At 72.5% G+C, this 26,402-nt stretch carries 23 protein-coding genes and 1 pseudogene; 6 read left to right on the forward strand and 18 right to left on the reverse strand.

What is annotated here, in order from left to right; translation table 11 throughout:
* Positions 1 to 114 precede the first annotated feature (114 nt).
* Complete coding sequence (locus tag HHX35_RS17365) at positions 115 to 951, forward strand: WecB/TagA/CpsF family glycosyltransferase (RefSeq protein WP_310739144.1); 837 nt, start codon at positions 115 to 117, stop codon at positions 949 to 951.
* On the opposite strand, the gene HHX35_RS17370 is transcribed toward HHX35_RS17365, so the two are convergent.
* The 6 genes from HHX35_RS17370 to HHX35_RS17395 all read right to left on the reverse strand — a co-directional run bounded on the left by HHX35_RS17370 (position 884) and on the right by HHX35_RS17395 (position 8,364).
* The gene (locus tag HHX35_RS17370; RefSeq protein WP_182899842.1) at positions 884 to 1,258 is read right to left on the reverse strand and encodes a DoxX family protein; all 375 of its coding nucleotides are present in this window, start codon (positions 1,256 to 1,258) and stop codon (positions 884 to 886) included. The two genes, HHX35_RS17365 and HHX35_RS17370, sit on opposite strands and share 68 nt — an antisense overlap.
* Positions 1,259 to 1,546: 288 nt before the next feature.
* Complete coding sequence (locus HHX35_RS17375; RefSeq protein WP_182899843.1) at positions 1,547 to 4,933, reverse strand: phosphodiester glycosidase family protein; 3,387 nt, start codon at positions 4,931 to 4,933, stop codon at positions 1,547 to 1,549.
* A 186-nt stretch (positions 4,934 to 5,119) separates the two neighbouring features.
* Positions 5,120 to 6,259, reverse strand: a complete 1,140-nt coding sequence (locus HHX35_RS17380) for a hypothetical protein (RefSeq protein WP_182899844.1) — start codon at positions 6,257 to 6,259, stop codon at positions 5,120 to 5,122.
* Positions 6,260 to 6,327: 68 nt separating this feature from the next.
* Positions 6,328 to 6,648: a hypothetical protein gene (locus tag HHX35_RS17385; RefSeq protein ID WP_182899845.1), complete on the reverse strand. Its 321-nt coding sequence runs from the start codon at positions 6,646 to 6,648 to the stop codon at positions 6,328 to 6,330.
* 160 nt (positions 6,649 to 6,808) lie between these two features.
* Positions 6,809 to 8,053 carry an RNA polymerase sigma factor gene (locus tag HHX35_RS17390; protein ID WP_182899846.1) on the reverse strand — a complete coding sequence of 415 codons (1,245 nt, stop codon included), beginning with the start codon at positions 8,051 to 8,053 and terminating at the stop codon, positions 6,809 to 6,811.
* The gene (locus HHX35_RS17395) at positions 8,050 to 8,364 is read right to left on the reverse strand and encodes a YciI family protein (protein WP_182899847.1); all 315 of its coding nucleotides are present in this window, start codon (positions 8,362 to 8,364) and stop codon (positions 8,050 to 8,052) included. The genes HHX35_RS17390 and HHX35_RS17395 overlap by 4 nt, the downstream gene beginning before the upstream one ends.
* A 236-nt stretch (positions 8,365 to 8,600) precedes the next feature.
* Between HHX35_RS17395 and HHX35_RS17400 the strand changes: the two genes are divergently transcribed.
* Positions 8,601 to 9,821: an MFS transporter gene (locus HHX35_RS17400; RefSeq protein ID WP_182899848.1), complete on the forward strand. Its 1,221-nt coding sequence runs from the start codon at positions 8,601 to 8,603 to the stop codon at positions 9,819 to 9,821.
* A 29-nt stretch (positions 9,822 to 9,850) separates the two neighbouring features.
* Here the strand turns inward: HHX35_RS17400 and HHX35_RS17405 are convergent, their stop codons facing one another.
* The 3 genes from HHX35_RS17405 to HHX35_RS17415 form a co-directional block, all read right to left on the reverse strand.
* Positions 9,851 to 10,708 (reverse strand): bifunctional 5,10-methylenetetrahydrofolate dehydrogenase/5,10-methenyltetrahydrofolate cyclohydrolase, encoded by an 858-nt coding sequence (locus HHX35_RS17405; protein ID WP_182899849.1) that lies wholly within the window; start codon positions 10,706 to 10,708, stop codon positions 9,851 to 9,853.
* Positions 10,705 to 11,325 (reverse strand): cyclodeaminase/cyclohydrolase family protein, encoded by a 621-nt coding sequence (locus HHX35_RS17410; RefSeq protein ID WP_139577288.1) that lies wholly within the window; start codon positions 11,323 to 11,325, stop codon positions 10,705 to 10,707. The genes HHX35_RS17405 and HHX35_RS17410 overlap by 4 nt, the downstream gene beginning before the upstream one ends.
* A 128-nt stretch (positions 11,326 to 11,453) precedes the next feature.
* The gene (locus HHX35_RS17415; RefSeq protein WP_182899850.1) at positions 11,454 to 12,398 is read right to left on the reverse strand and encodes an EamA family transporter; all 945 of its coding nucleotides are present in this window, start codon (positions 12,396 to 12,398) and stop codon (positions 11,454 to 11,456) included.
* A 104-nt stretch (positions 12,399 to 12,502) separates the two neighbouring features.
* Between HHX35_RS17415 and HHX35_RS17420 the strand changes: the two genes are divergently transcribed.
* Complete coding sequence (locus tag HHX35_RS17420) at positions 12,503 to 13,003, forward strand: MarR family winged helix-turn-helix transcriptional regulator (RefSeq protein WP_182899851.1); 501 nt, start codon at positions 12,503 to 12,505, stop codon at positions 13,001 to 13,003.
* 193 nt (positions 13,004 to 13,196) lie between these two features.
* On the opposite strand, the gene HHX35_RS17425 is transcribed toward HHX35_RS17420, so the two are convergent.
* The 8 genes from HHX35_RS17425 to HHX35_RS17460 all read right to left on the reverse strand — a co-directional run bounded on the left by HHX35_RS17425 (position 13,197) and on the right by HHX35_RS17460 (position 21,901).
* Positions 13,197 to 13,943, reverse strand: a complete 747-nt coding sequence (locus tag HHX35_RS17425) for a hypothetical protein (protein WP_310739145.1) — start codon at positions 13,941 to 13,943, stop codon at positions 13,197 to 13,199.
* Positions 13,944 to 14,016: 73 nt separating this feature from the next.
* Positions 14,017 to 15,099 (reverse strand): hypothetical protein, encoded by a 1,083-nt coding sequence (locus tag HHX35_RS17430; protein ID WP_182899853.1) that lies wholly within the window; start codon positions 15,097 to 15,099, stop codon positions 14,017 to 14,019.
* Between the two features lie 96 nt (positions 15,100 to 15,195).
* Complete coding sequence (locus tag HHX35_RS17435; RefSeq protein WP_182899854.1) at positions 15,196 to 16,104, reverse strand: sulfotransferase; 909 nt, start codon at positions 16,102 to 16,104, stop codon at positions 15,196 to 15,198.
* Complete coding sequence (locus HHX35_RS17440) at positions 16,101 to 17,468, reverse strand: polysaccharide biosynthesis C-terminal domain-containing protein (protein ID WP_310739146.1); 1,368 nt, start codon at positions 17,466 to 17,468, stop codon at positions 16,101 to 16,103. The genes HHX35_RS17435 and HHX35_RS17440 overlap by 4 nt, the downstream gene beginning before the upstream one ends.
* Positions 17,435 to 18,289: a sulfotransferase domain-containing protein gene (locus HHX35_RS17445; RefSeq protein ID WP_182899855.1), complete on the reverse strand. Its 855-nt coding sequence runs from the start codon at positions 18,287 to 18,289 to the stop codon at positions 17,435 to 17,437. The genes HHX35_RS17440 and HHX35_RS17445 overlap by 34 nt, the downstream gene beginning before the upstream one ends.
* Entirely contained in the window at positions 18,286 to 19,251 is a 966-nt protein-coding gene (locus tag HHX35_RS17450; RefSeq protein WP_182899856.1) for a hypothetical protein, read from the reverse strand. The genes HHX35_RS17445 and HHX35_RS17450 overlap by 4 nt, the downstream gene beginning before the upstream one ends.
* The gene (locus HHX35_RS17455) at positions 19,248 to 20,600 is read right to left on the reverse strand and encodes a hypothetical protein (RefSeq protein ID WP_310739147.1); all 1,353 of its coding nucleotides are present in this window, start codon (positions 20,598 to 20,600) and stop codon (positions 19,248 to 19,250) included. Before HHX35_RS17455 ends, HHX35_RS17450 begins: the two co-directional genes overlap by 4 nt.
* Entirely contained in the window at positions 20,597 to 21,901 is a 1,305-nt protein-coding gene (locus tag HHX35_RS17460) for a YveK family protein (RefSeq protein WP_182899857.1), read from the reverse strand. Before HHX35_RS17460 ends, HHX35_RS17455 begins: the two co-directional genes overlap by 4 nt.
* Positions 21,902 to 22,223: 322 nt before the next feature.
* Here HHX35_RS17460 and HHX35_RS17465 point away from each other — a divergent pair, with 322 nt between their 5' ends.
* Positions 22,224 to 23,255: a glycoside hydrolase family 26 protein gene (locus tag HHX35_RS17465; protein WP_182899858.1), complete on the forward strand. Its 1,032-nt coding sequence runs from the start codon at positions 22,224 to 22,226 to the stop codon at positions 23,253 to 23,255.
* Positions 23,256 to 23,271: 16 nt separating this feature from the next.
* Here the strand turns inward: HHX35_RS17465 and cysC are convergent.
* Positions 23,272 to 24,510, reverse strand: a pseudogene (gene cysC / locus HHX35_RS17470) (adenylyl-sulfate kinase); the annotation flags it as partial.
* A 104-nt stretch (positions 24,511 to 24,614) separates the two neighbouring features.
* Between cysC and HHX35_RS17475 the strand changes: the two are divergent.
* The gene (locus HHX35_RS17475; RefSeq protein WP_139577298.1) at positions 24,615 to 25,133 is read left to right on the forward strand and encodes a SigE family RNA polymerase sigma factor; all 519 of its coding nucleotides are present in this window, start codon (positions 24,615 to 24,617) and stop codon (positions 25,131 to 25,133) included.
* Positions 25,130 to 26,392, forward strand: a complete 1,263-nt coding sequence (locus HHX35_RS17480) for a hypothetical protein (protein ID WP_182899860.1) — start codon at positions 25,130 to 25,132, stop codon at positions 26,390 to 26,392. The genes HHX35_RS17475 and HHX35_RS17480 overlap by 4 nt, the downstream gene beginning before the upstream one ends.
* The last annotated feature ends 10 nt before the right edge of the window (positions 26,393 to 26,402 follow it).

The raw sequence follows: 26,402 nt of genomic DNA on the forward strand, positions 1-26,402 counted from the left end.
ACGCCGGTGCGGCAGTGGTCCGAGGCCGTCCGGGCATGGGGCGCCGGGGTCCGTGTGGACAGGGTTCATGGGGACAGGGTTCATGGGGACAGGGTTCAGAGGGACAGGGTTCGCGTGGGCGGAGTGCTGCTCGACCCGCTCACCGAGGCACAGGTGGTCGCGCGGGTGATGAGCGCGCTCGAGCGCGGCACGGGTGGCCACGTCGTCACGCCGAACGTGGACATCTGCCGTGCCGCCGCCCGCGACCCCGCTCTGCGCGCGCTGATCGACGCGGCCGAACTCGCCGTGGCCGACGGTATGCCGCTGGTCTGGGCGTCGCGCCTGCTCGGGCGTCCGCTGCCGGAACGGGTGACGGGAGCCGACCTGATCTGGTCGCTGACCGGGGCCGCCGCGGCCCGCGGCCTGCCCGTCTACCTGATCGGGGGACCGCCAGGCGTCGCCGAGGCGGCGCGGGACGCGCTGTGCGGGCGGCATCCGGGTCTGGTCGTGGCGGGCGTCCACGCTCCGCCGTACGGGTTCGAGACCAGCGCGGCGGCGCTGGCGGAGGTGCGGGGGCGGCTCGTCGCCGCGCGGCCGTCCCTGGTCTTCGTGGGTCTCGGGTTCCCCCGGCAGGACCGGCTCGTCGCGGAGCTGCGGGCCGACCTGCCGGGCGCCTGGTTCGTGGGGTGCGGCGCGGCCATCGCGTTCGCCGCCGGTTCGGTGCGCCGGGCCCCGGGCTGGATGGGCGACCACGGGCTCGAATGGCTGTTCCGCCTGATCAGCGAGCCCCAGCGGCTCGCCCGCCGCTACCTGGTCGACGACCTCCCCTTCGCCCTCCGCCTCCTGTCGGGTGCCCTGCTGCGCAGGGCTTTCCGGTCGCGAAGCAGGGGTGGGGAAGCAGGGGTCAGAAGGCGTACGGGCCGAAGCGGCCCCAGGCGACCACGGCGGCCAGCACCAGGAGCACCAGGTTGACGACGATGACCGGGGATTCCGCGCGGCGGGCGTGGACGACGGCCGCTCCGGCCATGAGCAGGGCGATGCCGAGCGCGGCGAGCGGCGTCAGCACCGGGGCGATGCCCGTGACGGCGGGCAGGACGAGGCCGAAGGCGATCAGCACCTCGAGAGCGCCGAGGCCCTTGACCGCGCCCGCGGAGAAGTCCTCGGTCCAGGCCATGCCGGACACGGCCAGCCTGTCCTTCGGCTGGGCGAGTTTCATCACCCCGGCGACGAGGAAGGCGAGGGTGAGCAGGCCGGCGATGACCCACAGGACGATGTTCATGGGGAGTCCGTTCTTGCGGCAGCAGAGCGAAATGTAGCGGATGGGCGAGCCGTGGCCGTCGCCGCGGATCGCCGGTACGGCTGTCGCGGCCGCGACGCGGATACGGAACGGCGGGCCGGCCGCCCTCGGTGAGGGAGACCGGCCCGCCGCTCTCATCGGGCCTGCTGAACCATTGGCCTGCTGAACCATTGGCCTACTGAACCATTGGCCTACTGAACCGTGGCCCTACTGAACCATTGGCCTACTGAACCGTGGCCCTACTGAACCATTGGCCTACTGAACATGGGTCTACTGGGCCACGGTGATCGTGGCCGAGGCGGTCTGCCCTCCCGACGTGACCGTGAGGGTGGCCTGGCCGGGCCGTACGCCGGTCAGCGTGTGCGTGGACAGGTCGAGCACCGCGACGACGCCGTGGCGGTGTGCCGCCTTCTTCGCGTCCGCGGCCGACTCGGCCACCGCGAGGGCGCGGTCGCCGCTCCACGTCACGCTGGCCGGATACGCCAGCGGGAACGTCAGGTTCGCGCCGCTGGTGGTGCCCGTCGCCGAGACCTCCGCCGAGGCGCCCGGGGTGAGCGTGCCGGGTGCCGACAGGGAGATCTTGTCGATCAGCGGGTTCGTCCGCGCCACGACCCAGTCGCGGGTCTGCGGGCTGGGACGGCCCGCCTCGACCTCGCCGGGCCGGGGATCGACGCCGACGAGGTCCCACCCGAAGAACCCGCCCTTGTCCGGGGAGCTGTAGGGCGTCTTGCCCACCGGCGGCGTGGTGACCTCCAGCACGCCGTCTGACCTGGTGGCGGCGGCGGTGTGGGCGTGGCCGGTGAACAACGCGACCGGCTTGCCCGACGACTCCCGCCAGTCGGCGAGCCACTTCTCGACGAGGTCCGCCTCCCGCTGGTCGGAGAACTGGGACGCGCCCGCCCCCGAGGGGTCGCGGAGGGGGTGGTGGAAGGCGACCGCGACGGACTTCACGGACCTGTCCTTCGCCGCGGCCTCCAGGTCCTGCCGCAGCTCAGGCACCTGCGACCAGTCGGACGTCCGCAGCCCGCCCAGCGTGGTGTTGAGCAGGACGAATCGGGTGCCCTTGTGGTCGAACACCTGGTGGGCCGGCCGCCCGGTGGCGAGGAAGCCGTCCAGGGTCCCCGTCGCCGTGGCCCCGGACTCGTGGTTGCCCGGCGTCCAGTAGACCGGCAGGTCCGCCGGCACGTTGGCCTTGAGGATCTCCTCGGCGAGCGCGAAGTCGGCCGGCGTGTTGTTGTCCACGAAGTCGCCGTTGATCACGATGAAGTCGGGCTTCGCCGCGACGGCCTGCTTCAGCGCGGCGGCCGCCTGCTGCGCCGCGAACGACGTCGTGCCCCCGGCCGCGCCCACGTGCAGATCGGACATGATCGCGAACCGCCAGCGCGAACGGTCGATGTCGGCCTGCTCCAGGACGAACGGATCGGGGGTCCGGGTGTCGCCGGTGGCGAGATCCTGCCCGACCAGCGCGGTGAGCCCGTCGAACCTGAGCTGTCCCGCGTCCTTGGCGAGGTTGGAGGTCTCCACCACGTACACGTTGAGCAGCGTGATCGGCTCGGTGAAGCCGGTGGGCAGGGCGCCTTCGACCCACTTCCACCCGGTCCAGTCGACGACGGTGGCGAAGGTGAAGGGGACGTTCGTCGTGCCCTGCGACCGCAGCGTGGCCCGCAGCCAGTGCCCGCGGCCGTCGCCGTACACCCACAGGCCGAGCCGCCTGGTGCCGGTCGGCAGGGTCAGCGGCCCGGGCTTGGCCACCGCGTACGCCGCCGAGGTGCCGGAGGTGCCGGTGAAGTCGTAGGTGAGCGCGAGGGCCTGGTTGCCGGCCGCCGCGCCGGGGCGGTCCGCGGCGTCGACGGCCGCCACCGACGCGGTGGCCTTGGCGGTCGAGACGCCCCAGGGCTCGCCGCCGTCGAACTCGGCCAGCGAGCCGCGCTTCAGCCCGACGGCGACGGGCAGGTGCGCGACCTTGCCCTGGACGGTCGCGGTGATCACGGCACCGCGGCCGTCGGCCGCCTCCAGCCCGGTGACCGCGAACGATCCGTCGTCGCGCGGCTCCACCTTCACCACGGCCGTGTCGTAGTCCAGGTCGACGTCGCGGGCGGCGATCGGCGCGTCGAACCCGTCGGCGTCGGTGCCGGTGACCCCCACGACGGCCGAGCCGCCGGTGTCCAGGGTCAGGCTCGTGGCGGTGAACGCGACGGTGGACAGGGAACCGAGCACGCGGACGTCCGCCGCGCCGTGCGCCCGCCCCGAGCGGGCCTCGATCTCGCCCTCCCCGGAACGCTCGGCGTGCAGGACGCCGTCGCGCACCGTGCCGAGCTTCCCGGCGTCCCAGCGGACCGCGCCGTCTTTGCCGCCCTTGTCGTTCTTGCCGCCGTCGAGGGCGACCGGGGCGTAGGACTCGTCGTACCCGGCGGCGGAGACGCCGAGGGTGAGCCCGGGGAAGACGCGCGGCGCGCTGGTCCGCACCGCGATGCCCTTGAGTGCTCCCGATCCCTTCGCGGCGAACAGCCCGACTCCGCTCGGGATGGGCCGTTCACCGCCGTCCGACGGGGTGTTGACCACGCTCACCCCGGCGTCGCCGGGCGTGCGGGCGACGAGGTCGGACGAGCCGCCGCCGTCGAGCATGAACGCCTCGTCGGCGCCGAGCCGCACGAGGAGCTTGGCCGTCTCGTCGAAGCTCAGACCGGCCGAGAAGTTGGCCGAGCCGTCGATCGTCACGAGCAGGAGCCGCCTGCCGCCGTCGCGCCAGCCGATTGCCGTACGCGGCTTCGGCGCGTCGTTGCCCGTCGAGGGCGGGAAGTCGACGGCCTGGCCGTCCCGCACGAGGACCGCTCCGCTGCCCAGCGCGGTGCGCAGCTTCGCGGGGGAGTCGGTGCGCAGGCCGGTGGTGAGCGTCACCGGGTCGCCGGCCTTGGCGGTGGCGAGCGGGGCCGCCGCGCTCCCCACGCCCACGACCACCAGGCCACCAGCGGGCACCGGGGTCGTGCTGACCGTGTCGTTCACCGCCGTGACGACGCCGCCGGAGACGACGAGCTCGGTGACGGGCGTGCCGTGGCCGATCAGCGTGCGCAGGCCCGGCCCCCACTGGTCGGTGAAGACCGAGACGGCGTTCGCGGGCAGGGACGCCGAGTTGAGCGAGGCGACCGGATGGTCCGCGCCGCCCACCGCCACCGTGCTCTCCAGCAGTGCGCTCGCGAGCCGGGCGATCTTGTCCTCGCCCACCGAGGCGACCGTGGCTGGCTGGGTGGTCGCCTTGCGCACCTGGCCGTCCCTGACTTCGGGGCCGATGACCGCGTTGGTCTGGTTGATGTCGTAGTAGTCCCCGTTGACCGCGGCCACGGCTCCCGCGGCGTCCGCCGACTTCGACAGCGCCCGCGTCTCGGTCAGCGCGCCGCCGACCATGCCCACGTCCACCCGGTCGTCCGCCAGGTCGGCGTTGAGCACGTGCGTGCGGGTCCAGCCCGTACGGCCGAAGGTGTCGAACGACGTCAGCACGATGCCGGGGGCGATCACACGGTCGGTGCGGGCCGCCTCGACCGAATCGCCGGGGACGGTGGTCTGGTAGCCGGGCGGTTCGGCCGGCCTGTCACCGGGGGGCGCCTCGGCCCATGCCGTCCCGCGGACGGCCACCGAGCCCGCGGCGACGACCGCTGCCACGGCGACAATGTGCGCAAATTTGCGCATTTTGTACCTCCAAGCAATAACGGGCCTGAAGGTAGACAATCCCGAAACCGATCTTCCGTCCACGGCATGACGCCGCCATGGCCACCCCGTGAACGGCAGATCTTCCCTGCCCCGGCGGCCGCGTCCGTCGCGTGGGAACGACAGACGGCCGTGCGGGGCTCAGTGGAGAGCGATCGCGACCACCAGGGACAGCAGGAGTACGACCGTCGACAGGGCGAGCTGGTTGCGCTGCTTGCGGTAGTAGTCACCATCCTTCACGGCGTGCGAGGTAGCCGCTCGCCAGATCTCGTGGACCTCGTGCCGGATTTCCGTAGCGGGAAGACGCCGGCCGCCCCTGTCCGCGAGCCGGGTCACAATCGGAGCCGCATACGTGAGCAGAGTCAGGAACCCGTCGAGCCACGGCCAGCCCGTCGTCCAGCCGTCGACCGCTCTCGCCCGGGATTTCGCCGTCGCCGACATCTCGCGGAGCAGGGCCGACGCCATCGGCCGAGGTAGCTTTTCGAGTATCTCCCCGTATTTGTCCGCGTAGTCGACCGACACCGTGTGCAGTATCCGCCGGGCGAACGTCATCCGAATGTGCCTGAGGCATGCCGCGATCATGGCGGCGTCGAGCGGGATCAGTCTCGCCGTCGCTCGTTCCGCGTCCAGTGCCACCAACCGCTCGAGCAATCGGGGGGCCTCTTGGGTCAGGCTCGCGATGAGATGTCTTTCTCCACGCGGATCCGCGGGCCCGTAACGGAACAGAAGCGACTCCAGGAGGGCCGCGGCGGCGTCGTCCCGTAGCTCCAGGATGAAGTCCGGGCCGGGAAGCAACCTGACGGCGGTCGTGGTGCGGCCTCGCTCGGGGCCGGGGTGCAACCGCGTCATGTAGAGCAACATCTTGGCGGTCGGGCCGCGACTGGCCGCGGCGTACTCCCTGACACGGGCGGGGGCTCCCCTGGTGTCGGCCGCCAAGCGCGTGGCCAGCTGTTTCAGAACCTCGGTCCTGTGCTCCTGCTCGAGTTGCTCGAGTCGTTGCATCAGGCGATCGGCCGCCATGCCGTAGAGGAGGTCGGCGCACTCCTCATAGCCGGCTCGCGTGCAGATGAGGTTGAGGAGCTCGTCCGATCTCGGATACTCCGACAACAGCCAGAGCTGTCTGCCGCGATCCCGCTTGCAGAACTCGTCGAACGCGCTCTCGATATCGCGCACGCTCAGATTGCGAAGGTCGTCCTTCAGCGACGGCTGCCCGAAGTTGTTGACCTGCGAGTTTCCCGAGCCCTGGTTGACCTGCAGGCCGCGGGCGTCACGGGCGTCCACTCCGGGGCCGCCCTCCGGAGGGGTTCCGGACGCGGTCTCGCCGATGTCCCCCTCGTGCTGCTCACGCATCACGACGCGAAGTTGTTGTGCTGCGTGTTGCCGCCGGACTGGTTGATCTGCACTCCTTGGGCGTGACGCGCGTCGATCTGACCGTGCGAGGCATTCCCCGCGGATGACGTCGAGCCTCGTCCGCCATCGCCGGAGGAGACGGACAACAGGTGTGGCACGACCAGAGCGGCAAGCGCCAGAAGGAAACCGAGGACGCTGGCGAGTTTGTCGGCCTTGTCGAGCCCGGCCGCGGAGAAGTACGCCACGAGCCCGATGACGATGAGGCCGAAAATCAGCCGTCCCACCCAGATCCACTTGCGGTTTCGGTGCGGCATCGACATGAATCGCCTTCCGGTGGACCGATTGGTTATCGTCCCTGTCTCTGGAGCAACTCGACGAGGCACCTTCACTTTACGATGACTGGACCTTCCGGCGCCTGCCTTGTAATCGCCGCCGGCCGACCACTCCTGGCCGGCAGGGGCCGCTCGACCGCTCAACCGATCAGGTTCCGTCGGTCTCGTCACGCCTGCGGGCGAGGTAGCGGCGTTCCGCGTCGGTGGGTGCGAGTGCCAGGGCCTCCTCGTAGGCCTGCGCCGCGTCCGCCGTACGGCCCAGCCGGCGCAGCAGGTCGGCACGGGTCGCGGCGAGCAGGTGGTGCCCGGCCAGCGCGCCGCCGGCCCGCAGTTCGTCGACCAGCCGCAGACCGGCGAGGGGGCCGTCGGCCATCGCCACGGCCACCGCCCGGTTCAGCTCGACCACCGGAGACGGCGCCAGCTGTGCGAGCCGTGCGTACAGCCCGGCGATCTGCGGCCAGTCGGTGTCGTCCGGGTCGAGGGCGGTGGCGTGACAGGCGGCGATGGCCGCCTGCACCTGGTAGGGCCCGGGGCGGCGGCACGCCAGCGCGTCGTCCAGCAGCCGCAGTCCTTCCTCGATCTCGTCGTGGTCCCACTTCGCGCGGTCCTGGAACTCCAGGGTGACGATGTCGCCCGCCGCGTCGAACCGGGCCGCGCGCCGCGAGTCCTGCAGCAGCATCAGCGCGAGAAGGCCCTGCGCCTCGGGCTCGCCCGGCATGAGCCCGGCGAGCACCCGGGCCAGCCGGATGGCCTCGGCGGTCAGTTCCGGCCGGGCGGGGCTCGGCCCGCCGCTGGCCGAGTATCCCTCGGTGAACAGGACGTACAGCACGCCGAGCACCCCTGCCGTCCGCTCCGCCAGCAGGCGCGCGGGCGGCACCCGGTAGGGGATGCCGGCGTTGCGGATCTTCCGCTTGGCCCTGACCAGCCGCTGCGCCATGGTCGTCTCCGGCACCATGAACGCCGCGGCGATCTCGGCCGTGGTCAGCCCCGCGAGCGTACGGAGGGTGAGGGCGACCTGCGCCTCCAGCGGCAGGGCCGGGTGACAGCAGGTGAACATCAGGCGCAACCGGTCGTCGGGCACGTGATCCTCCTCCACCGGCTCCGGATCGGGGCCGGCCGGCATGGCCGCGACCGAGCGGAGCCGCGCCGCCTCGGTCGTGCCGCGACGGAGCCGGTCGAGCGCCCGGTTGCGGGCCGCGGTGGTGAGCCACGCCCCGGGACGGCGCGGAACGCCGTCCCGGGGCCAGCGGGCGAGTGCCTGGGCGAAGGCGTCCTGGGCGCACTCCTCTGCCAGGTCCCAGTCGCCGGTCAGCCGGATGAGCGTGGCGACGACGCGGCCCCACTCCTCTCGGAACGCCTCCTCGACGACCCGGGTGACGTCGGCGCCGCTCATTCCGGCCAGAACGGCCTCACCTCGATCGAGCCGAACGACGCCACGGGATGCTTCAAGGCGATCTCGATGGCCTCGTCCAGGTCGGCGCACTCGATGATGTCGAATCCGGCGATCTGCTCCTTGGTCTCGGCGAACGGCCCTTGGGTCACCAGCCCGGCTCGCACCGTCGTGGCGTCGCTGACGGGGCACAGGCGATGCCCGTCGAGGCGCACTCCGCGGCGCTCCGTCTCCTCGATCCACGGCTCGGGGTCGGCCTGCTCGGGGCTGACTTCGACCGACTCCTCGGCACAGATCAACAGCAGGTATTTCATCGGTCCTCTCCTCCGGGACGCGGCGGCCGCCCTGCGCGGCCGCTCTCCTCTACGACGCGGTGCGTCTCCGAAATCGACATCCGGTCCCGGGCGGATGTCGAAAATCCGCCGCGGCGCCGTCGTCCTTCCGGGAGGCGCCCGTCGGGAGGCGCCGCACGGGGAAGGCGGGACGCATGTCCGAGGTGGCCCGGGAAGCCGGTCAGGAGCGACGACGAGAGGGCCGGGAGGCGAGAGTTGTGCGACGGGCACGCGCGGCGCTGACGGTGGTGTTCGCCGTGAACGGCGCCCTGATCGCCGCGTTCGCGGTCCGCACGCCTTCGCTGAAGATGGATCACCATCTGACGGCTGGACTGCTCGGGCTCCTGACCGCCCTGGTCGGCGTGGCCGCGCTCGCCGCCACGCAGGTCGCCGGGCGCCTCGCGGCGCGGATCGGCGGCGCGTGGGTCGTGCGGATCGCCGCGGTCGCGCTTCCCCTCGCCCTGCTCGGGGTGGGCCTCGCCGGCGGGCCGGTCCACCTGGCCGCGGCCATGCTCCTCGTCGGCGCCGCGAACGGGCTGCTCGACACGGCGATGAACGCGCAGGCGGTGATGGTCGAACGGGCGGCGCACCGTCCCATCATGAACGGCTGCCACGCGGCGTGGAGCATCGGCTCCGTGGCCGGGTCGCTCACCGGTGGGGCCGCGGCGCAGGCGGGCATGTCCCTCACCACGCACTACCTGATCCTGGGAGCGGTCGTCATGGCCGTCGTCCTGGTGGTGGGCAGGGGGCTGCCGGCCGAGGAGCCTTCCGCGGGGCCCTCGCCCGCGCGTACGGACGACGGCGCCGGACGGCGAGGATGGCGGGCCGGCTGGACACGCCGCGTCCTGCTCCTCGGCGCGATGGGCGCGGCGGTGCTGGCCTGCGAGGGGGCCGTCATCACCTGGAGCGGGGTGTTCCTGCACGAGGACCGTGGCGCCTCGCTGGGCGTGGCCTCGCTGGGCCTCGTCGCCTTCACCGCCTGCCAGACGGCCGGACGGCTGGTAGGCGACCGGCTGTCCGCCCGGCACCCGGCACGCGTCCTGGTGCGGAGCGGCACCGCGCTGGCGGCCGCCGGCCTGACGGCGGTGGTCGTGGCTCCCACGCCGATCCTCGCGGTCGCCGGGTTCGCCCTCGCCGGTCTCGGGCTGGCGACACCGCTGCCGCTGATCTTCAGTGCGGCCGGGCACGCGGGCACGGAGGAGGGCGGCACGGGAGCGACCGCCGCGGTCGCCCGGCTCACCACCATGACGTACTCCGCCATGCTGCTCGCTCCGGCGCTCGTCGGCCGCGTCGCACAGGCGCTCGGGCTGACCTGGACGCTGGCGCTGCTGGTGCCGCTGCTGGTGACCGTGGCCTGGAAGGCTGCGGTGGTGGCGCGCACCCCGTCGAGCTCAGCCCCACCCGTTGTTCCGGCCGGTGTGCCGGACGAGGCGCTCTGACGGCGCGGGGGCCGGGGCAGGGCGCGCGCTCAGCCGCGGCCGGCGGCCTGCACGGCGGCGTTCACGGTGTGCCGCAGCAGCAGCGCGGTGGTGACCGGGCCGACCCCGCCGGGCACGGGCGTGAGCGCCCCGGCCTTGTCCGCGACCGCGAGCGCGTCGACGTCGCCGACCAGGCCGCCGTCCTCGGTGGGGTTGGTGCCGACGTCCACGACCACCGCCCCGGCCCGCACGTGCTCGGCCGTGATCAGCCCGGCGCGGCCGACCGCGGCCACGACCACGTCGGCCGCGGAGGTGACGGCGGCCAGCTCCCGCGTACGGGAGTGGCAGACCGTCACGGTGGCGTTCCTGTCCAGCAGGAGATGGGCGGCGGGCTTGCCGACCACGGTGGACCGGCCGACCACGGCGACGTGGCTGCCGACCAGGTCGACTTCGTGGTGGTCGAGGATCGCCACGACGGCCTCGGCGGTCGCCGGAGCGAAGGCGGGCAGGCCCGCGGCCAGGCGGCCCAGCGACAGCGGGTTGGCGCCGTCGACGTCCTTCTCGAACGCGATCGCGCCGGCCAGGTCCTCCAGCTTCGCTCCCTGCGGCAGCGGGGTCTGGAGGATGATCCCGTGCACGGTGTCGTCGTCGCTCAGCGCCGTCAGCCTGTCGCGGATCAGGCTGGGGGCGGCGTCCGCGCCGAGATCGACGATGTCGCAGGTGATGCCGGCCTTCTCGGCGGCGCGGGCGATCGAGCGGACGTACCAGGCGCTGGACTCGTCCGCCGTGGCGACGACGACCGCGAGCTTCGGCGGCGTGCCGGCCGCGGTGAGCGCGGCGGCCCGCTCGGCGGCCTCGGCCCGGATCGACGCCGCGAGCTCCTTGCCGGACAGAACCCGGGCGCTCACTTCGCGATCTCCTCACGGACGGCGGCGGTGACCCGTTCGGCCCGCGCGGCGACCTCGTCCACCCCGGCCGCCTCGGCGGCCAGTTCGGCGCGGGCCCGCTCGTCCTTGATCCCCCCGAGGTTGATCTCGATGTTCACCCGGGCGGTGGTCGCCGCGGCCCGCGCGGCCTCGGTGGCGGCGGCGATGTCGGAGACGACGTTGCGGTTGCCGATGGGCAGCAGTTCCTCGGCGATGCCGACGACCTTCCTCGCGACGGCGACCACCTCGGCAGGGACTTTGCCCGCCCCTACCAGCGCCTCGGCGATGGCGGCCGAGCGGGCCGCCTTCGCCTCGTCGGTGTCCTTGGGCAGCTTGTACGCCTCGGTCACCGTCGTGAACGCCGCCGCGTCGTCCTCGGCCAGGCGCAGGGCGCTCGACCGCAGTTCGTCGGTCTCGCCGGTGATCCGTTCGATCACGGCCGCGTGCTCGGCGTACTTCTCGCCGGTGGTGTAGCGCGCGACCATGCCCAGCAGGGCCGCGGCCTGCGCGGCGTGCAGGGCCGCGGTGGCGCCTCCGCCCGGCGCGGGCACCCGATCGGCGAGGCGGGACAGGAAATCGCTGATCTTCTCGTCGCGCATCGCGCTCGTCCTCCGGTCGTCCTGGTTCGCGCATGGCACGGTTCGCGCATGGCACGGTTCGCGCATGGCACGGCCGGGAAAATCCTCCCACGTCACGCTCGTCGCTCCGCGTATGGGGCTCGTCCGTGTCAGCGGGACGGGCAGGCCGTCCGGGCTGCGGGCCGTACGGGCTCGGGCGGGGCCGTGGCGCGCCGGGAGGGCCCGGCCGGGGCCTGACCGAGGAGGGTGCCGCCGAGGGCGAGGACCATGCCGAGCAGCTGAACCGCGCTGAGTGCCTGACCGAGCGCCGCCCAGCCGATGACGGCCGCGGAGACCGGGCTCAGCAGCGCGAGGAAGGCGACGGACGTCGCGGGGAGCCGGGAGATCCCGCGGAACCAGATCCAGTAGCCCAGTGCGGTGCCGACGATACCCAGGTAGACGTAGCCGAGCAGGTTCTCGCCGCTGAGCGCCGGCGGCGCGCCCTCGACGAGCAGGGCGACCGGGACGAGCAGCAGCCCGCCTGCGGTGAGTTGCCATCCGGTGAGGGCGAGGGCTCCGACCCCCTCGGGGCGGCCCCAGCGCTTGGTCAGCACGGTCCCGGCGGACATGGACGCGGCCCCGGCGAGCCCGGCGAGCACGCCGACCATGTCGAGCCGTGCCTCGGCGCGCAGGACGACCAACCCGACCCCGAGCAGTCCGAGAAGTCCGGCGAGCACCTTGCGCAGGGTCGGACGCTCGGCGAGCAACAGGGCGGCGAAGACGAGCGCGAACAGCGGCCCGACCGCGCCGAGCACCGCCGCGACGCCACCGGGCAGCCGGTACGCCGCCAGGAACAGCAACGGGAAGAACGCCCCGATGTTCAACACGCCGAGCACCGCGGCCCGCCAGATCCACACGCCGCGCGGGAGCACGCGGCCGATGACCAGCAATGCCAGCCCGGCGGGCAGCGCTCTCATCACCGCGGTGAACATCGGGCGGTCGGGCGGCAGGAACTCCGTGGTCACGGCGTACGTCGAGCCCCAGGCGAGCGGCGTGAGCGCGGTGAGGGCCAGCGTTCCGGCAGAACCGGACCGGGATGCGGCGAACTTGCTCATGAAGATTGCTCCTCGTTGATAATCTCAACGTTGAAATAACAGCATGAGACTCACATAGACGTCAAACTAGTCAACGTTGAGATACTTAGCCTTGAGGGGTCGCCGTGGACGATGCCGTCGATCTGCTGATGACGCAGTGGGCGCGGGAACGGCCCGACCTGGACGTATGGCCGATGGGGATCATGGGCCGGATCAGTCGGCTGTCGCGGCTGCTCGACCGGGAGCTGAAGGAGTTCTTCGCCGCGTACGGCCTGGAGCGCTGGGAGTTCGACGTCCTGGCCACACTGCGTCGGTCCGGCCCACCGTACGAGCTGACGGCGGGAGCGTTGAACAGGGCGGCGATGGTGACCTCCGGCGCGATCACCAACCGCATCGACCGCATGGCGGCCAGAGGACTGGTCGAACGGATCCCCGACTCCGGCGACCGGCGGTCGATCCGGGTGAGGCTCACCGACCGCGGTCTCGCGCTCGTGGACGAGGTGCTGGAGCCGCACGTCGCGAACGAGGCGCGCCTGCTGGCGTCGCTGGACCCCCGGGAGCGCGACCACCTCGCCGCCGCCCTGCGCACCCTCCTCGCCTCCCTCGGCGACACCACCCTCGGCTAGCTCGATGCCGCTTCACGATCGGTGGTTGCCCGATCGGGGCATACGTCTGTACCTGCACCGCATACAAGACTTGCTGGTGGAGGCCAATACGCTGCCTGAGGTGCCGCTTCTCAGAGAGCAGAACCAGTGTCACCGAGATAGAAACCCGGCCCGGATGTAGGTCGGCTCCTCGGGGAGACGCGGTCGGTGTGCTTCAGCCGGGCTGCAGGGCCTGCGCGAGATCGGCGGCGAGGAGGGACGTCGCCAAGGCAACAGTTTCAGGTTCACCGATGCCCTCTTCTGCGCGTCCCGCCATCCTCGCGCCGAGTGCGTCGGGCCCCGGTGCGAACAGCGCAGCCAGGTATTCGACGGCTTGGTCAGTGATCTCGCTGCTGATGGGGTCGCTGAGTAGGACGTTGAAGGCGGCAGCCAGTCGGGAGGTGTCGGTGTCGATTAAGACGCGGTATATGTCATGTGCGTCCTTATCGTTGAGCCGGTGAGGCACGGACACGCGTTCGGAAATCTTGTGAAGCTTGGCCACGAGTAAGGCCGCAGGCCCAGCGACCCTGACCCGATACGTCCGGTGATCGTCCGGGGCGAGCGCGGTGACGTCCATGACCATGTTGTCGATGACGGCGGCTTCGAGACCTCGAGCACGCCGGGTAGCACGCCGATCATGCGGGGGGATGCGTGCTCCTCGTGTGTTCTTCGCGCCGGGCCCTGCGAGAGCTTCGGGCACCATCAGATCGACAGGAATGCCCTCAGAGTTCAGCCATGCGCCAGGCTGTCCATCGATGGGGTCGCGGTAGAACCCCGCACGGCTCATGGACTGCTCCAGAAGGGGCTCGTCCTCCAGCACCCTCGGATCGAGCGCGAGATCGCTGTCTTTCGTCGTCTCGGCCAGCGCAACGGGACTTCGCGCGGTGTGCAGATAGATGGCCTGCGCGCCGATCACGATCACGGCGTCGCGATGTGCGTCCAGAGCGGACAGAGCATCGAGAAGCGCGGAGCGAGATCGAACGAGGAGGTCGCCTCTATCTACGCCAGGAGGATTCATTGCGCGTCATCCATTCGATGAGTTCTTCGGCTTCGGCAGGACTGCGCCCAGGACCTGTCATGAGATCAACGGCCACCTGGGATGGCGCTGCGATCATCAGCCCGGAGGCGTCGGCAAGGCCGCGAGCGAAGACGACGTCGATCTCGGGCTCGCCCACCATGACATTCGCCCCGGCATCGGCAGGACGGAGATCCCAAAGCTGTGCGGATCGCTCGGCGTCCGATGTGTAGATCATCGCCGAGCGGGCGGGGGCGTAGGGGGCCCATGTAGCGGCGGCCAAGGTTCCGGTTACGGCGTAGCGAACAGGGCTTCCCGCCGCCCGCTGCAGGAGGTTCGACAGACCTCTCGGTGCTATCCAGCGGGTGACGCGGCTGTTCCGCACAAACCCGTAGTCCTCGCTCCATCGCCTCAGAAGTGCAACCCAGTCGGGCACGATGACAGCGCCCGAATCGTTTCGCCTTGCGAGGTCCTCTGCCTCGAGGAACTCGATCACCCGGTAGGTCGACCCCGTGGAAACGCCCGCGACCTCGACCAATTCGCGGATCGCCCACGATTTGTCATGGTCCAGCAGTGCACGTACGACCTTGGCGGCGGGAGCGCCCTTCAGCGTTCCGCGCGGTCTGCCAGGACCGCGCCACGGGTCGCGGTCAGCCCCTCGGTCCGCTATGTAAAGTCCAGGCCGCGGCGCACTCACATGTATGTTGCCTGTCGCGTCGATGTAGGACAGGCCGGCACTGGAGAGCCGCTCACGTACCGGCGGTGACAGATATCTGGACACGACAACCCCACGGCTGCCTGGGATAGCTCCTGTAGAGATGCTCAGTTGCTGAAGCAGTGCGGCGGTGTCGCGCCTTTCCACCAGGCGTTTGGCCTCCACCACCAGCACGACCGTGCTTCCATCTGGTGCTGTCACCTCCCAGAGCGCGTCGAAGCCGGCATCGGGAACGCTGCCGTGGCTGCGCGCCCGGACGTCCCACCCGGTCGGCAACCGGTCTTTCAGCACCGCGATCCCGGCCGTCAGGACTTCAGTCTCGTTCTGAGGCTGCGCCCTCGAGTCCATCTGCTCTCCAGTCCTCCACATCGTTCGGAAAATAGCGTACCTCCGCCGTCGGCGGAGTGATGGTATTTCCCGAACACCTCCTCCGGCGACACCACATCAGTCGTATGCCAGGGCCCGTATGCGGGCGGCGTCCTCGTGGGGGAGGGAGACCACGGCGAGCGCCCGCCGGGAGTCCATCGGCCGGTAGGCCGTACGGGACAGGCCGGTCCAGGCGAAGGCGGGGCGGGTCTCGAAGCGGGAGGACGTGCAGGCGGCGGTTATCCGGCGGGCGGCGCGGTGGGTCCAGGGCAGGCCGCACCAGTCGTACAGGTCGCGGAAGCCGTCGAGGGGCGCGGCACACAGATCCTCATACCGCACGACCCTGATGCCGGCGGCGCGCCGGGCAACCGTGTCGGTGACCCGTCGTGCGACCTTCCACAACACCGCCGCTCCTGTGGCCACGTCCCGGTTCCCGGCGAGCGCTCCGAGCTCGGCCACGTACGGGTGGTCGCGCAGCAGGAGGGGCTGGTCGAGCAGTTCGCGCACGTCCACCCTCCAGCCGAGCCGCCGCCAGCTCCCGGCGAACGACACGGGGTCGCGGACCACGACAACCACCCGGCACCCGAGGCGGCGGGCGAACCACTCGGCGGACAGGAGCGCGAAGGGATCGTCGAGCAGCGCCCGCCTGGCCAGCAGGCGGCCCGTGGCGAACGCCGTGCCGTACTTGGCCATCCGCGCGAGGTCGCCGGGCCCGTGGTTGCGGCGGATCTCGGCCCGCCAGTTGTAGCGCAGCGCGACCGTACGGGAGAACGCCGCCAGCCAGGGCGTCTCGTTGTCGGGGCAGATGTACTGGAAGCGATGGGTCACCGACGCGTCGAGCACGCCGGGGGAGCGGCCCGGCGGGCGCTGCGGGTTCAGCGGCTCGTTGACGTAGACCAGCCGCCCGCTCGCCGTGAGCATCCGGCCCACCCAGCTCGTGCCGCTGCGCGGCAGGCCGGTGACCAGCACGGGCGGTTCCGCGGTCACGAGGCCGCCCTCGCAGCCCCAGCCGCCCCCGCACCGCCGGCCACCCTCGCGGCCTCGACCGAGCGGCCTCCACCGAAGGGGCGCAGGCCGTAGCGGCGGTGGACCTGTACGGCGGGCAGCAGGTTCTTCACGAGCACGCCGCCCGACCAGCCGAGCACCGCCCCCAGCGCGCCGTACGCGGGGACCAGCAGCACGTCGAGGGCGATCGTCACGGCGACGGCCGTCGTCACGTTGGCCAGGCTGGCCGCCGTGCGCCCGCCCGCGACGAGCACGACGTCGACCATGCCGCAGGCGGTCGCGACCATCATCGTGGCGGAAAGGACGAGCGCGATCGCGCCGCCGCCGGCGTAGGCGGGCCCGAACATCGGGAGCAGCCACGGCGCGAGCGCCGCGTAGCCCAGCCAGAGCGGCCAGGTGAGCACGACCAGCCACCTGGTGGTGGTCCGATACAGCGCGCGGGCGCCGTCCAGGTCGCCCTCGGCCAGGGCCCTCACCAGCCGTGCCTGCGCGGCCTGGGCGAGCCCTTGCCCGGCGAGTTGCCCCAGCACCTTGAACCGGGTCGCCGCCGTGTAGACGGCCGCGGCGGCGGGACCCGCGAGCAGTGCGACGATCACCACGTCGAGCCGCTGGAACACCGACTGCACGGCCGCCGCGGCCGACCGCGGGGCGGTGTGCCGCCAGAAGGCGCCCACCTCCCCCACGTCGTACGGCCCGAGCCCGCGCAGCCGCACGGCGGCCAGCACCGCGCCGGCCACGGAGGGAAGCGCCCAGGCGGCGGCCAGCACCGGCGGCGGGGCCCCGGCGAGCACGGCCGCGGTGACGAGGGCGAGCTGCCCGAGCGGCTGGACGGCCCCGGCGAGCAGCAGCGTCGGCCGCATGGTGCCGAGGCCGCGGGTGGCGCAGATCAGCACATCCGAGACGGCGACGAACGGCAGGGCGGCGGCCAGCACGACCCAGACGCCGCCCGGCACGCCGGTGAGCCCGGCCAGCGGCCCGGCCGCCACGGCGACCCCGGCGCCCGTCACGGACGCGAGCGCGGCCACCGGCGCGAGGATCCCGCGGACCAGCCGCCGCCCTCCATCCCGGCCGGCGCCGTCGACGGACCGGTTGCGGGCCAGGGCGTGGACGAGGCCGTTGCCGGTGTCCAGGCGGACGACGCCCGCGAGCATCAGGCACAGCGCGGTGGCCGTGAAGAACGCCCCGGCTGCCGCCGGTTCGAGCGACCGCGTCACCACCAGCACGAGCGCGAACTGCCCGCCCGCCGTGGCGCCCGCCGTGGCCAGGCCGGCTACTCCATGCCGGAGAAGGCCGCCCGGCCGTGGAAGATCGGTCAGCGCCGCCACGAGGGCACCGCTCCCAGCCACGGGACGAGCAGCGCGTCCCACGGCTCGAAGTGCTCGCGAAGCCGCCGGTGGACCGACGCGGGCATGGCCTCCCGCGGCCGGGCGTTGTGCCGCTCGAACTCCACGCCGCCGAGCCGGGGCAGTCCCAGGAACCCCAGCACCCGGTCGTACGCGGCGCCGGGGTCGCGGAACAGCAGTCCGCTGTCGAGGACCAGGATCCGGTCGCGCCCCACGAGCGGTTCCAGCCGGGCCAGCTGTTCGGCGTACCGTCCCCGGGCCAGGTACGCCTGGTGCCGGTGCGCGTGGCTCGCGTATCCGGGGACGGTCCGCAGCCGTTCGGCCTCGCCGGCGAGGCGCTCCGGCTCCAGAGCGAGGGCGTGCTCGAAGCACGGCTCGGTCTCGAACCCCCGCGCCAGCTCGTGCGCGTGGGCGGAACAGGCCCGCTCGACCGGGTCCCGGACCAAGGCGATCAGCTTGACCCCGGGGAGGTCCCCCGCGATCCGGGCCCCCGCCAGGGGATGGAACAGGTAGTAAGGGGCCGACTCGAACGCCTGGGGGGCGTGGCCCCACCGGAATCGGAGCGCCTGCGCCCCGGACGTCAGCGGGAAGTGGGCGCGATACCAGGGCAGGCCCCGCTCGTAGGCCATGTCGAAGTAGTGGACGCCCTTGCGCAGCACCGGCTTCATGACCAGCGGGTGCCGGGACAGGGCGCGGTACAGCGAGGTCGTGCCGCACCGCTGCGCCCCGATGATCAGGAACGACGGCAGCACCCTGCCCGCGCTGGTCGCCCTCCCGGCGGCGAGCGAGACGGCGTGCGCCGAGTGTTTCAGCGTTGACCTCACAGCAGGCACTCCAGGTGATCGACCAGAGGGTTCAGCCAGACGGCGGGCGGCCCGAGCGGCTCCCGGCCGTCGCGGCGGTGCCGCTCGGCCAGGGCGACCAGATAGCGGACCGCCGTACGGCGCGCCTGGGCGACGTCGACGCCGAACGGTTCCAGGAGCCCGCCCGCCTGGGCGAGACAGGATCGGGCGGCGACCGGAGGCGGCATCCGCCGCAGCGCCCGGTGGAAGAAGTGGTGCAGGGCGTCGAAGCCGAGCGGCACGCCCACGGCGAACCGCTCCCAGTCCCACACGAGCAGCCGCCCGTCCGCACCCGCGGCGACGTTCCAGGGGGTGAAGTCGCCGTGCCAGGCCGCGGCCTCCCCGGTCCGCTCCTCGGAGCCCGCCTCGTCGTCGTACGGGCGGATGGCGGCGATCTCCCGCGCGGCCGAGATGAGCAGGCGGGCGGGCACGCGGCGGGAACCCACGCGGCGGGAGGTCACGGGCAGCGGCGACAGCATCAGCACCTCAAGACCCCGCCACGCGCCGTGATACAGCACGTCGGGCGGCACGACGACCTTCAACGGCCGCCCGGCGAGCATGCGCAGCACCTCGCTCTCGTATCGCACCAGCCGCCTGGCCCGCGGCGAGTCGCCGATCTTCACGAACCCCGCGAGCCCCGACTCGTCGTACGCCTCCAGGATCGGTTTGCGGTTGGCGCGGCGGGCGGGCCTGACGTGGACGACGACCCGCATCCGGCGGCCGAGGACGTCGCTCAGGTGCGTCTCGATCGTGTCGGTCCCGCCGCCGACGGGCAGCCCGCGCCCCAGCGCGGTGTGCCACCACGCGCGCGGGACGACCCGCCTGGGGACGAGGCGGTGCGGCAGCACGCTGCGGACGCGCGGCCGGGCGCCGGGCCGGGAAGGGGGGAACAGCAGGTCCATCACCTCGTCCAGGTAGTGAAGACGATCGGCCGCGTCCCTCATCGCGCCTCCCCGGGGTCGGATGTCCTGGCGGCGTTGCGCCAGAGCAGGGCGAAGGAGATCAGATACAGGGTCAGGGCGCTGATCAGCCCGTCGTAGACGACCATGTAGAGCAGCACGAGGATCATCACGAGCGTCCCCGCCTTGCCGATCGGCGTCCGGTCGGCCCAGTAGCGCCGCACCGCGCCGGCGAAGAAGGCGACGTAGAGCAGGGCCCCCGCGAAGCCCTGGCTGATCAGCAGCAGCCACAGCTGCCCGTCGCTGCCGAGCGGGGGATGGCCGCACTCCACGCACCACGAGCTGCGGCCCGTCGTGACCGTGCGGTGGCTGCCGTACGCGTTGCGGGTGTTGCCGTAGCCGATGACCGGCGAGGTGGCCGCGACCCGGACGGTGGCCGCGACCGTGAACGCGCGGATGCCGTTGCTCTGCGGGTTGTCCAGCCGTTGCGCGACGATCGTGCTGAGCGGCGACAGCAGGAACGCCGCCGCGGCGACGGCCGCGACCGCTCCGGCCAGGAGGGGGCGTGCGCCCCGGACCATCAGGTACGCCGCCGAGATCCCGAGCCCGATCCACAGGCCGCGGTTGAGCGAGTAGACGACCGGGACGGCGGCTGCGGCGAGCGCGAGCACGGCCGCCGCCCGGCGGTACGGCCCGCCGTAGGTCCACCAGCCGACCACGAACCAGATCACGAGCACCGAGACGTCGCTGCCCCAGGCGTTGGCCCACTCGAACGGCGCCTCCGGGCGCGGCGCGGCGTGCCCGAGCACGTGCTGCATCTGGGCCGCCGTCGGGTGGATCAGGTTGGCGACGAACGGGTTGCCGCCGATCGACGACGGCAGCGCCATCTCCAGCGGCGAGGTGAACGCGAAGCCCGGCGCGAGCACGCCGAGCAGCCCGCCCGCGACGGCCGTCAGGAACAGCACGCCGAGCCACCTGACCAAGGTGCGCTGCGGCAGCTCGTCAAGAGTGAGATTGCCCAGGTAGAGCACCATGATCAGGAGTGAGACGTAGACGGCCAGCCGCACCAGGTAGCCGACGACCCGGCCGGCGGCGAGCTCGCCGTATGTGTCGTCCGGCGTCTCGGCGAGCGCGAGCGCGCTGACCAGGTAGCCCGTCAGCAGCAGCGCCCACAGGCCGAAGCCCTTCGGCACGCGGATCGGCCGCCTGTGCGACAGCGCCACCGCCATCGGCACGGCCAGCACCACCACCGACAGCCCGCCCAGGCCGAGCGCCCACCAGAGCGGATAGCCGAGCAGGAACGCCGCGATCGGCCACGCCGCCCGTGCGGGACGGCGCCGGTGCCGGGGGCGGGCCGCCGGAGGCAGAGCGATGCGGGGGGCGGGGATGGTCACGCGCCCCACTCCGCCGTCTCGGGGACGGGCGCGACGAACCCCGGCGGCACGGCGACGGCGCCGAGCACGCGGGCGCCCTGCCGGCCGAGCTGCCGTACGGCCCGGGTGACCTCCGGGGAGGTCGTCCGGCGCAGGGTGATCAGCAGCAGGGCGGCGTCGGGATGGGCGGACCGGCCGGTCACGACCGTCACCGGCACCAGATGCGCCAGCGCGGAGCCCAGGCCCTTGGCGAGCTGCCTGGCCGTGCCCTGTGCTCGCACGCCTTCCAGGCTCCCTGTCCGCACGCCTTCGAGGCTTCCTGTTCCCACGCCTTCGAGGAGCAGCCGGTGAGGCCCGCCGCCCAGCGACGTGGCGACGGCGGCGGCCATCTCGTCGAGGACCGCCGCGTCCGGCCTGGCCGGAAGCTCGGCGAGCAGCGGCAGGCCGCACAGCCGTTCGACGTCCGCGCAGGTGCGGATGCGGGTGTCGAGCCGGTCGCGGCCGAACGCGGCCCCCGCTCCGGCGAGTACGCCGAGGAACAGGCCGCTGCCGAGGAAGAGCGGCGGGCTCGGATGGGCCGGCCGCGCGGGCGGCCTGGCGGGGCTGATCACCGTGCCCGGCGTCACCGCGACGGTCTTGAGCGCGTCGTAGCGCAGCGTGAGGTCCGACACCTGCCGGGCGAGCACGGCCTGCCGCCTGGCCGGTCCCGGTCCCGCCGCGGTCTGCCCGGTCGCGGTCCGGGTGGTCGTGGTCTGAGTGGCTTGGGTGGCCTGAGCGGTCGCCGCCTGGGTCGTCACGGCCTTGTCGAGATCGTCCTCGACCTCGCGCAGCCGCGCGGCGATCAGCTTCAGCTGGCCGCCGATCGCGTCCTCGGCGGCGCGGGCGCGGTTGCGCAGATACGCCTCCGCGTACGCCTGGGCCCCCGCGGCCGCGGCCCGGGGATCCGACGCCGAGTAAGAAATGGAAAGAATGGCGGAATTGGGCGGAACGTCCACGGTCACGTGCTCCCGCAATTCCTCCGGATCCGGATATTTCAGAATCGCGGCGGCCAGGGTGGAGACGACCGCCGATCGGGCGATTTGTGATTCGGTGTCGAGGTTGAGGGGTTCCCGTTGCCGGGAGCTCGGCACGTTCAACTGTTCCTGCGCGCCGGTCGGCAATACCTGCACCTGGGCGACCGCGGTGTAACGCTCCGGGGTCATCGCGAGCGCCGCGGCGCCGCCGCCCACTCCGGCGAGCAGGCAGACGACGGCGACCAGGCGCCTGCGCCGGAGCACAGAGCCGTATTCAGAAAGGTCGCGGCTGTGCGGCGGCAGGCTCATCGAACTCCCCGTGCCCTCGTTCGTCACGCGGCCGCGGCCGGCGGTGGGGCCACCGGTGCCCCCCGGATGAGGGAGGGGCAGCCGGGCGCGTTCGTGGTCCCGGCGGCGGTCCGGCGGGATCCGGTCTCGAACTATAAGCCGCCACGGAGTTTCGTCCCCGGCTATTGCCGAATTAGCGTCAGGCGATGGCCGCTCAATTAGCCGATGAAAACGGAAATATCCGTACTCGTGAGATGGGGAAACGGCCCCCGAAGCCACGGGCATTGATGGGATGGTGTTTGCCCATCCGTTCATTGCGTGGTCTGCCGAGGAAGGGGGCGCGATGAGACTCATCGCCGGCTTGGCCGTACTGGTGGCGGGGGTGTGCGCGACGGCCTGCGCGGGCACCGCCACGAGCGGGCGGGTGCCGGGCGGCGGCGCCGGGACGACGCCGGTCGCCTGCGCGGTGACGAACAAGCTCATCCCGACGTGCGGGGCGTGGTGGGGGATCGCGCCCGACGTCTTCTCCGGACGCGGCCCGATCCGCGCGGTGGACATGGCCGAACGGCGCATGGGCCGCCGGGCCGACATCGTGCACGTCTACCACCGGGGCGGAGAGCTCTTCCCGACCGCCGAGGAGCGGGAGATCGCCAAGGGGCCCCGCCTGCTGCTGGTGAACTGGAAGCCGGCGCTCGACCACACGTGGGCCGAGGTCGCGCGCGGCGAGGTCGACGGGCGCGTCGACAGGCTCGCCGAGCACATCCGGCGCACCTTCCCCGGCCGGTTCTTCCTCACGATCCACCACGAGCCGGAAAACGACGTGCGCGAGGGCGGGGGCTATTCCCCCGCCGACTACGTCGCGATGTACCGCCACGTGGTGACCCGCCTGCGGCAACAGGGGGTGCGCAACGCGGTGACCGTGATGACCTACATGGGCGCGCCCAACTGGGCGGCCAAGCCGTGGTTCGGCAGGCTCTACCCCGGCGACGACGTGGTCGACTGGGTGGCCTTCGACCCGTACGCGGACGACCGGGTGAGCGACTTCGCCGGGCTGGTCGACAAGACCCGGCCCGACGCGCCGGGCTGGCCCGGGTTCTACCGGTGGATGCAGGCCAGGTTCCCGGCCAAGCCGATCATGGTCGCCGAGTGGGGCGCCTTCGAGCGGCGCGGGGCACCCGCGTTCAAGCGCGACTTCTTCGAGTCGGTCCGGCGCCAGATCGGGGACTACCCCCAGATCAAGGCGCTGGTCTACTTCGACTCGCCGCTGGCGCCCCGGGGCGACACCAGGTTCGACACCACGCCGGGCGCCACCCGGGCGTTCGCGCAGCTCGGGCGGTTGCCCCGCTTCACGTCGACGCCGGTGCCGCCCTCCTGAGCATTCGGCGGACGCCTCAGCGGACCCAGCCGCCCGAGGTGACGAGGTTCAGTACGGCGCCGGCCGCGCGTTCGATCGTCATGTCCGTGGTGTCGAGGACGAGGTCGGCGTCCTCCGGCTCCTCGTACGGGTCGGAGATCCCGGTGAACTCCGGGATCAGCCCGGCCCGCGCCTTGGCGTACAGGCCCTTGCGGTCGCGGCGCTCGCACTCCTCCAGCGGCGTGGCCACGTGGACGAGCAGGAAGTCGCCGCCGACCTCCTCGACCATCGCCCGCACCTCGTCTCGGGTCGCGGCGTACGGCGCGATGGGCGCACAGATCGCCAGGCCGCCGTGGCGGGCGACCTCGGCGGCCACGAAGCCGATCCTGCGGATGTTGCGGTCGCGGTCCTCGCGCGAGAACGTGAGCCCCGCCGACAGCATCCGCCGCACGACGTCGCCGTCCAGGTAGGTGACCGTGCGGCCGCCCCGTTCGAGCAGCGCGTCGCGCAAACCCCGGGCGATCGTCGACTTGCCCGAGCCGGACAGGCCGGTGAAGAACACCACGAGCCCCCGCTTGTGCGGCGGCCCGGGGATGGTGACCGGCGCGGGACCGGCGTAGTGCTCGGTGGCGCCGTAGTTGCGGGCCACGTGCTCGCGGAGTTCGAGGTCGATCTCGGCGTCCTCGCGCGGCGCGAGCGGCACCGCGACCACCGTCGCCCCCGGGAGCCGCTCGGCCGCCTTGAGCGCGGCGCGCACCACGGCAGGCCCGCCCTCGCCGAAGACGAGGGGCATGAGGAGCACGGTGGCGTCCAGTTCCTCGGCGGTCGCCGCCACGTCGTCGAGCGCGGCGCCGTCGAGCGGCCCGCGCATCGTCACCGCGAGGACCTCGCCGTCCGGCAGGTCCTTGCGCACCTCCTCCGGCGTGCGGCGCAGCCGGGAGAACGGCCCGTACGCGGGGGCGTCGAGCGCCTCGACCGGCCCGGCGGCGTGGTGGCCGTCCCGCTCCACGACGGTCAGCACCGCGACCGCCGCGCCCTCGGGGTCCCTGAGCGTCACCCGGTCGCCGGGCCCGAACTCGTCCGGGAGCGCGATCGTGATCGGGTCGGGCCAGGACGCCCCTCCGGGCAGCCGGCCCCGCTCGGCCACGCTCTCCACCTCGGCCGAGGTGAGGAAACCGGTCAGCGGCGCGTACGCCCCGGACAGCAGCAGCTCCAGGTCCGCCAGCTCACGTGCGTCGGGCGTCCACTCGGTCATGGCTTCCGTTTCCGCTCGATTGTTCGCAGCTCGGTGGGTCGGATACGCACCCTACTGGCAACCGCACGCATAGCGTGCCGGTGCTCGGGGCGTCTACAGGCAGACATTAATCCGAGGAGGTGCTCGTGGACGCCGCAGAAGAGCGACGATTCCGCGAATTCGTTTCGGCCCGCGCGCCGGCGCTCATGCGGCTGGCCTATCTGCTGACCGGAGGAGACCAGCACTCCGCAGAGGACCTGCTGCAGACCGCTCTGGCCAAGGTCATCACGAGATGGGGGCGGCTCGACGAGCCCGAGGCGTACGTGCGCCAGGTGATGTACCGGCAGCAGATCAGCTGGTGGCGGCTCGCCTGGCGGCAGCGGGAGACCAGCGTGGCCGACGTGCCGGAGCATCCGGCCGGCCGCGCGGGCACCGACGAGGCCGAGCTGCGGATGATCCTGCGCAGGGCGCTCGCCCGGCTGACGCCCCGCCAGCGCGCCGTGCTCGTGCTGCGCTATCTCGAAGACCTGCCCGAGGACCAGGTGGCCCAGGTCCTCGGCTGCTCCGTCGGGACCGTGCGCAGCACCGCGCATCGGTCCCTCGCCCGGCTGCGGACGACCGCGCCGGAACTCGCCGATCTGCGCCTGAGTGAGGTGATCTCATGACGCCCCGGATGCTGAAGCGGACGCTGGAGGAGTGGTCGCGAGAGGTCCACGTGCCCGGCGACCTCGCCGACCGCGCGCTGCGCCGCCGGTCGCGGCTGCGCCTGACGAGATTCGCGGGGGCGGTCTCGTGCGCGGCCGTCGTGGCGGCCGTGGCCCTGGTGGTGCCGCTGGTCGTGGTCCCCCTCTTCACCGCGGAGCCGATCTCGCAGGTCGGCGGCCCGCCGGTGGTGGTGCCCGTCCAGCCCTACCGGCAGACGACCCCCGCGGAGGACGTGCTGGCCGACACCGGGAACTCCCCGCCGAAGACGATGATCGCGGCGGGCAGAGTGGCCGTCTCCGCCTACTACACGTGGCGGTCGCGTACGGCCGCCGGGCGCAAGGTGCTGGATCGCACGTGGTATCTCCTCGATCCGGCGACGAAGAGCTACGAGAAGACGGAGTGGGGCTGGACCGAGGTCGCACCCGGCCTGCGCTGGGCGGCGGTCCTGGAGAAGGACCTGCCCGTGCGGAGGATCGGCATCTTCGACATGGAGACCCGGCAGGTGCGGGCGTGGGTGCCGGTGGACCACCCCGTGGGCGGCGTCGCCTGGTCCCCGGACGGCACGCGCCTGCTCGCCACCGCCTACGACGAGTCCCCCGATCTGGACAGGACGTCCGTCGACGAGCGACAGTGCCCGGCGCGGGTCGCGGCGACGCCGGAGGACCCCCGGCAGCCGCCGTTCCAGACGATCTCCACCAGCCGGACGGGTTTCTATGTCGTCGACGTGGCCACCGCGACCGCGGGGGACTTCCACGCCGTCGATCCCTGCTGGACCGACAACAGCAACGTCAGGCGCGACTTCGGCTGGAGCGACGACGGCGCGCTGGTCCGCGAGACCAGCAACGTCTGGAAGCGGCCGGACGCCTTCTACGACCTGGAGGGCAGGCCGCACGACGCACCTTCCGGCTACGTCGCCACGGAGTCGAAGGCGGGCCTGTCACCCGACGGCACGCTGCTCGCCGGCCCCGACGGCATGCCCACCAGGGTCACCGAGCTGTCGACGGGCGAGATCGTGGGCCGTCAGCAGGTGCTCCAGCTTCTCGCCTGGGCCGACGACCACCGCCTGGTCGCGCTGGGCTGCGCGGGCACGTGCGGGAACGAGTTCCACAACGGCCTGGTGCTGGTGGGCGTCGACGGCGAGAACGCGGTCCCGCTGTCGGAATACCGGAAGAACACCCAGGAGCCCGAGGCGTGGGAGCCGGTGTTGACCCTCAGGTAGCGGCCCAGAT

The organism is Microbispora sp. H10830, from assembly GCF_014161375.1.
GTDB lineage: Bacteria > Actinomycetota > Actinomycetes > Streptosporangiales > Streptosporangiaceae > Microbispora > Microbispora catharanthi.

What these genes read in the sequence shown, in the direction of transcription:
- HHX35_RS17450 (WP_182899856.1), bottom strand. Translation starts at nt 19,251, where the DNA reads ATGAGGGACGCGGCCGATCGTCTTCACTACCTGGACGAGGTGATGGAC.
- HHX35_RS17390 (WP_182899846.1), bottom strand. Translation starts at nt 8,053, where the DNA reads ATGAGCGGCGCCGACGTCACCCGGGTCGTCGAGGAGGCGTTCCGAGAG.
- HHX35_RS17395 (WP_182899847.1), bottom strand. Translation starts at nt 8,364, where the DNA reads ATGAAATACCTGCTGTTGATCTGTGCCGAGGAGTCGGTCGAAGTCAGC.
- HHX35_RS17410 (WP_139577288.1), bottom strand. Translation starts at nt 11,325, where the DNA reads ATGCGCGACGAGAAGATCAGCGATTTCCTGTCCCGCCTCGCCGATCGG.
- HHX35_RS17385 (WP_182899845.1), bottom strand. Translation starts at nt 6,648, where the DNA reads ATGTCGATGCCGCACCGAAACCGCAAGTGGATCTGGGTGGGACGGCTG.
- HHX35_RS17370 (WP_182899842.1), bottom strand. Translation starts at nt 1,258, where the DNA reads ATGAACATCGTCCTGTGGGTCATCGCCGGCCTGCTCACCCTCGCCTTC.
- HHX35_RS17430 (WP_182899853.1), bottom strand. Translation starts at nt 15,099, where the DNA reads ATGGACTCGAGGGCGCAGCCTCAGAACGAGACTGAAGTCCTGACGGCC.
- HHX35_RS17415 (WP_182899850.1), bottom strand. Translation starts at nt 12,398, where the DNA reads ATGAGCAAGTTCGCCGCATCCCGGTCCGGTTCTGCCGGAACGCTGGCC.
- HHX35_RS17480 (WP_182899860.1), top strand. Translation starts at nt 25,130, where the DNA reads ATGACGCCCCGGATGCTGAAGCGGACGCTGGAGGAGTGGTCGCGAGAG.
- HHX35_RS17465 (WP_182899858.1), top strand. Translation starts at nt 22,224, where the DNA reads ATGAGACTCATCGCCGGCTTGGCCGTACTGGTGGCGGGGGTGTGCGCG.
- HHX35_RS17460 (WP_182899857.1), bottom strand. Translation starts at nt 21,901, where the DNA reads ATGAGCCTGCCGCCGCACAGCCGCGACCTTTCTGAATACGGCTCTGTG.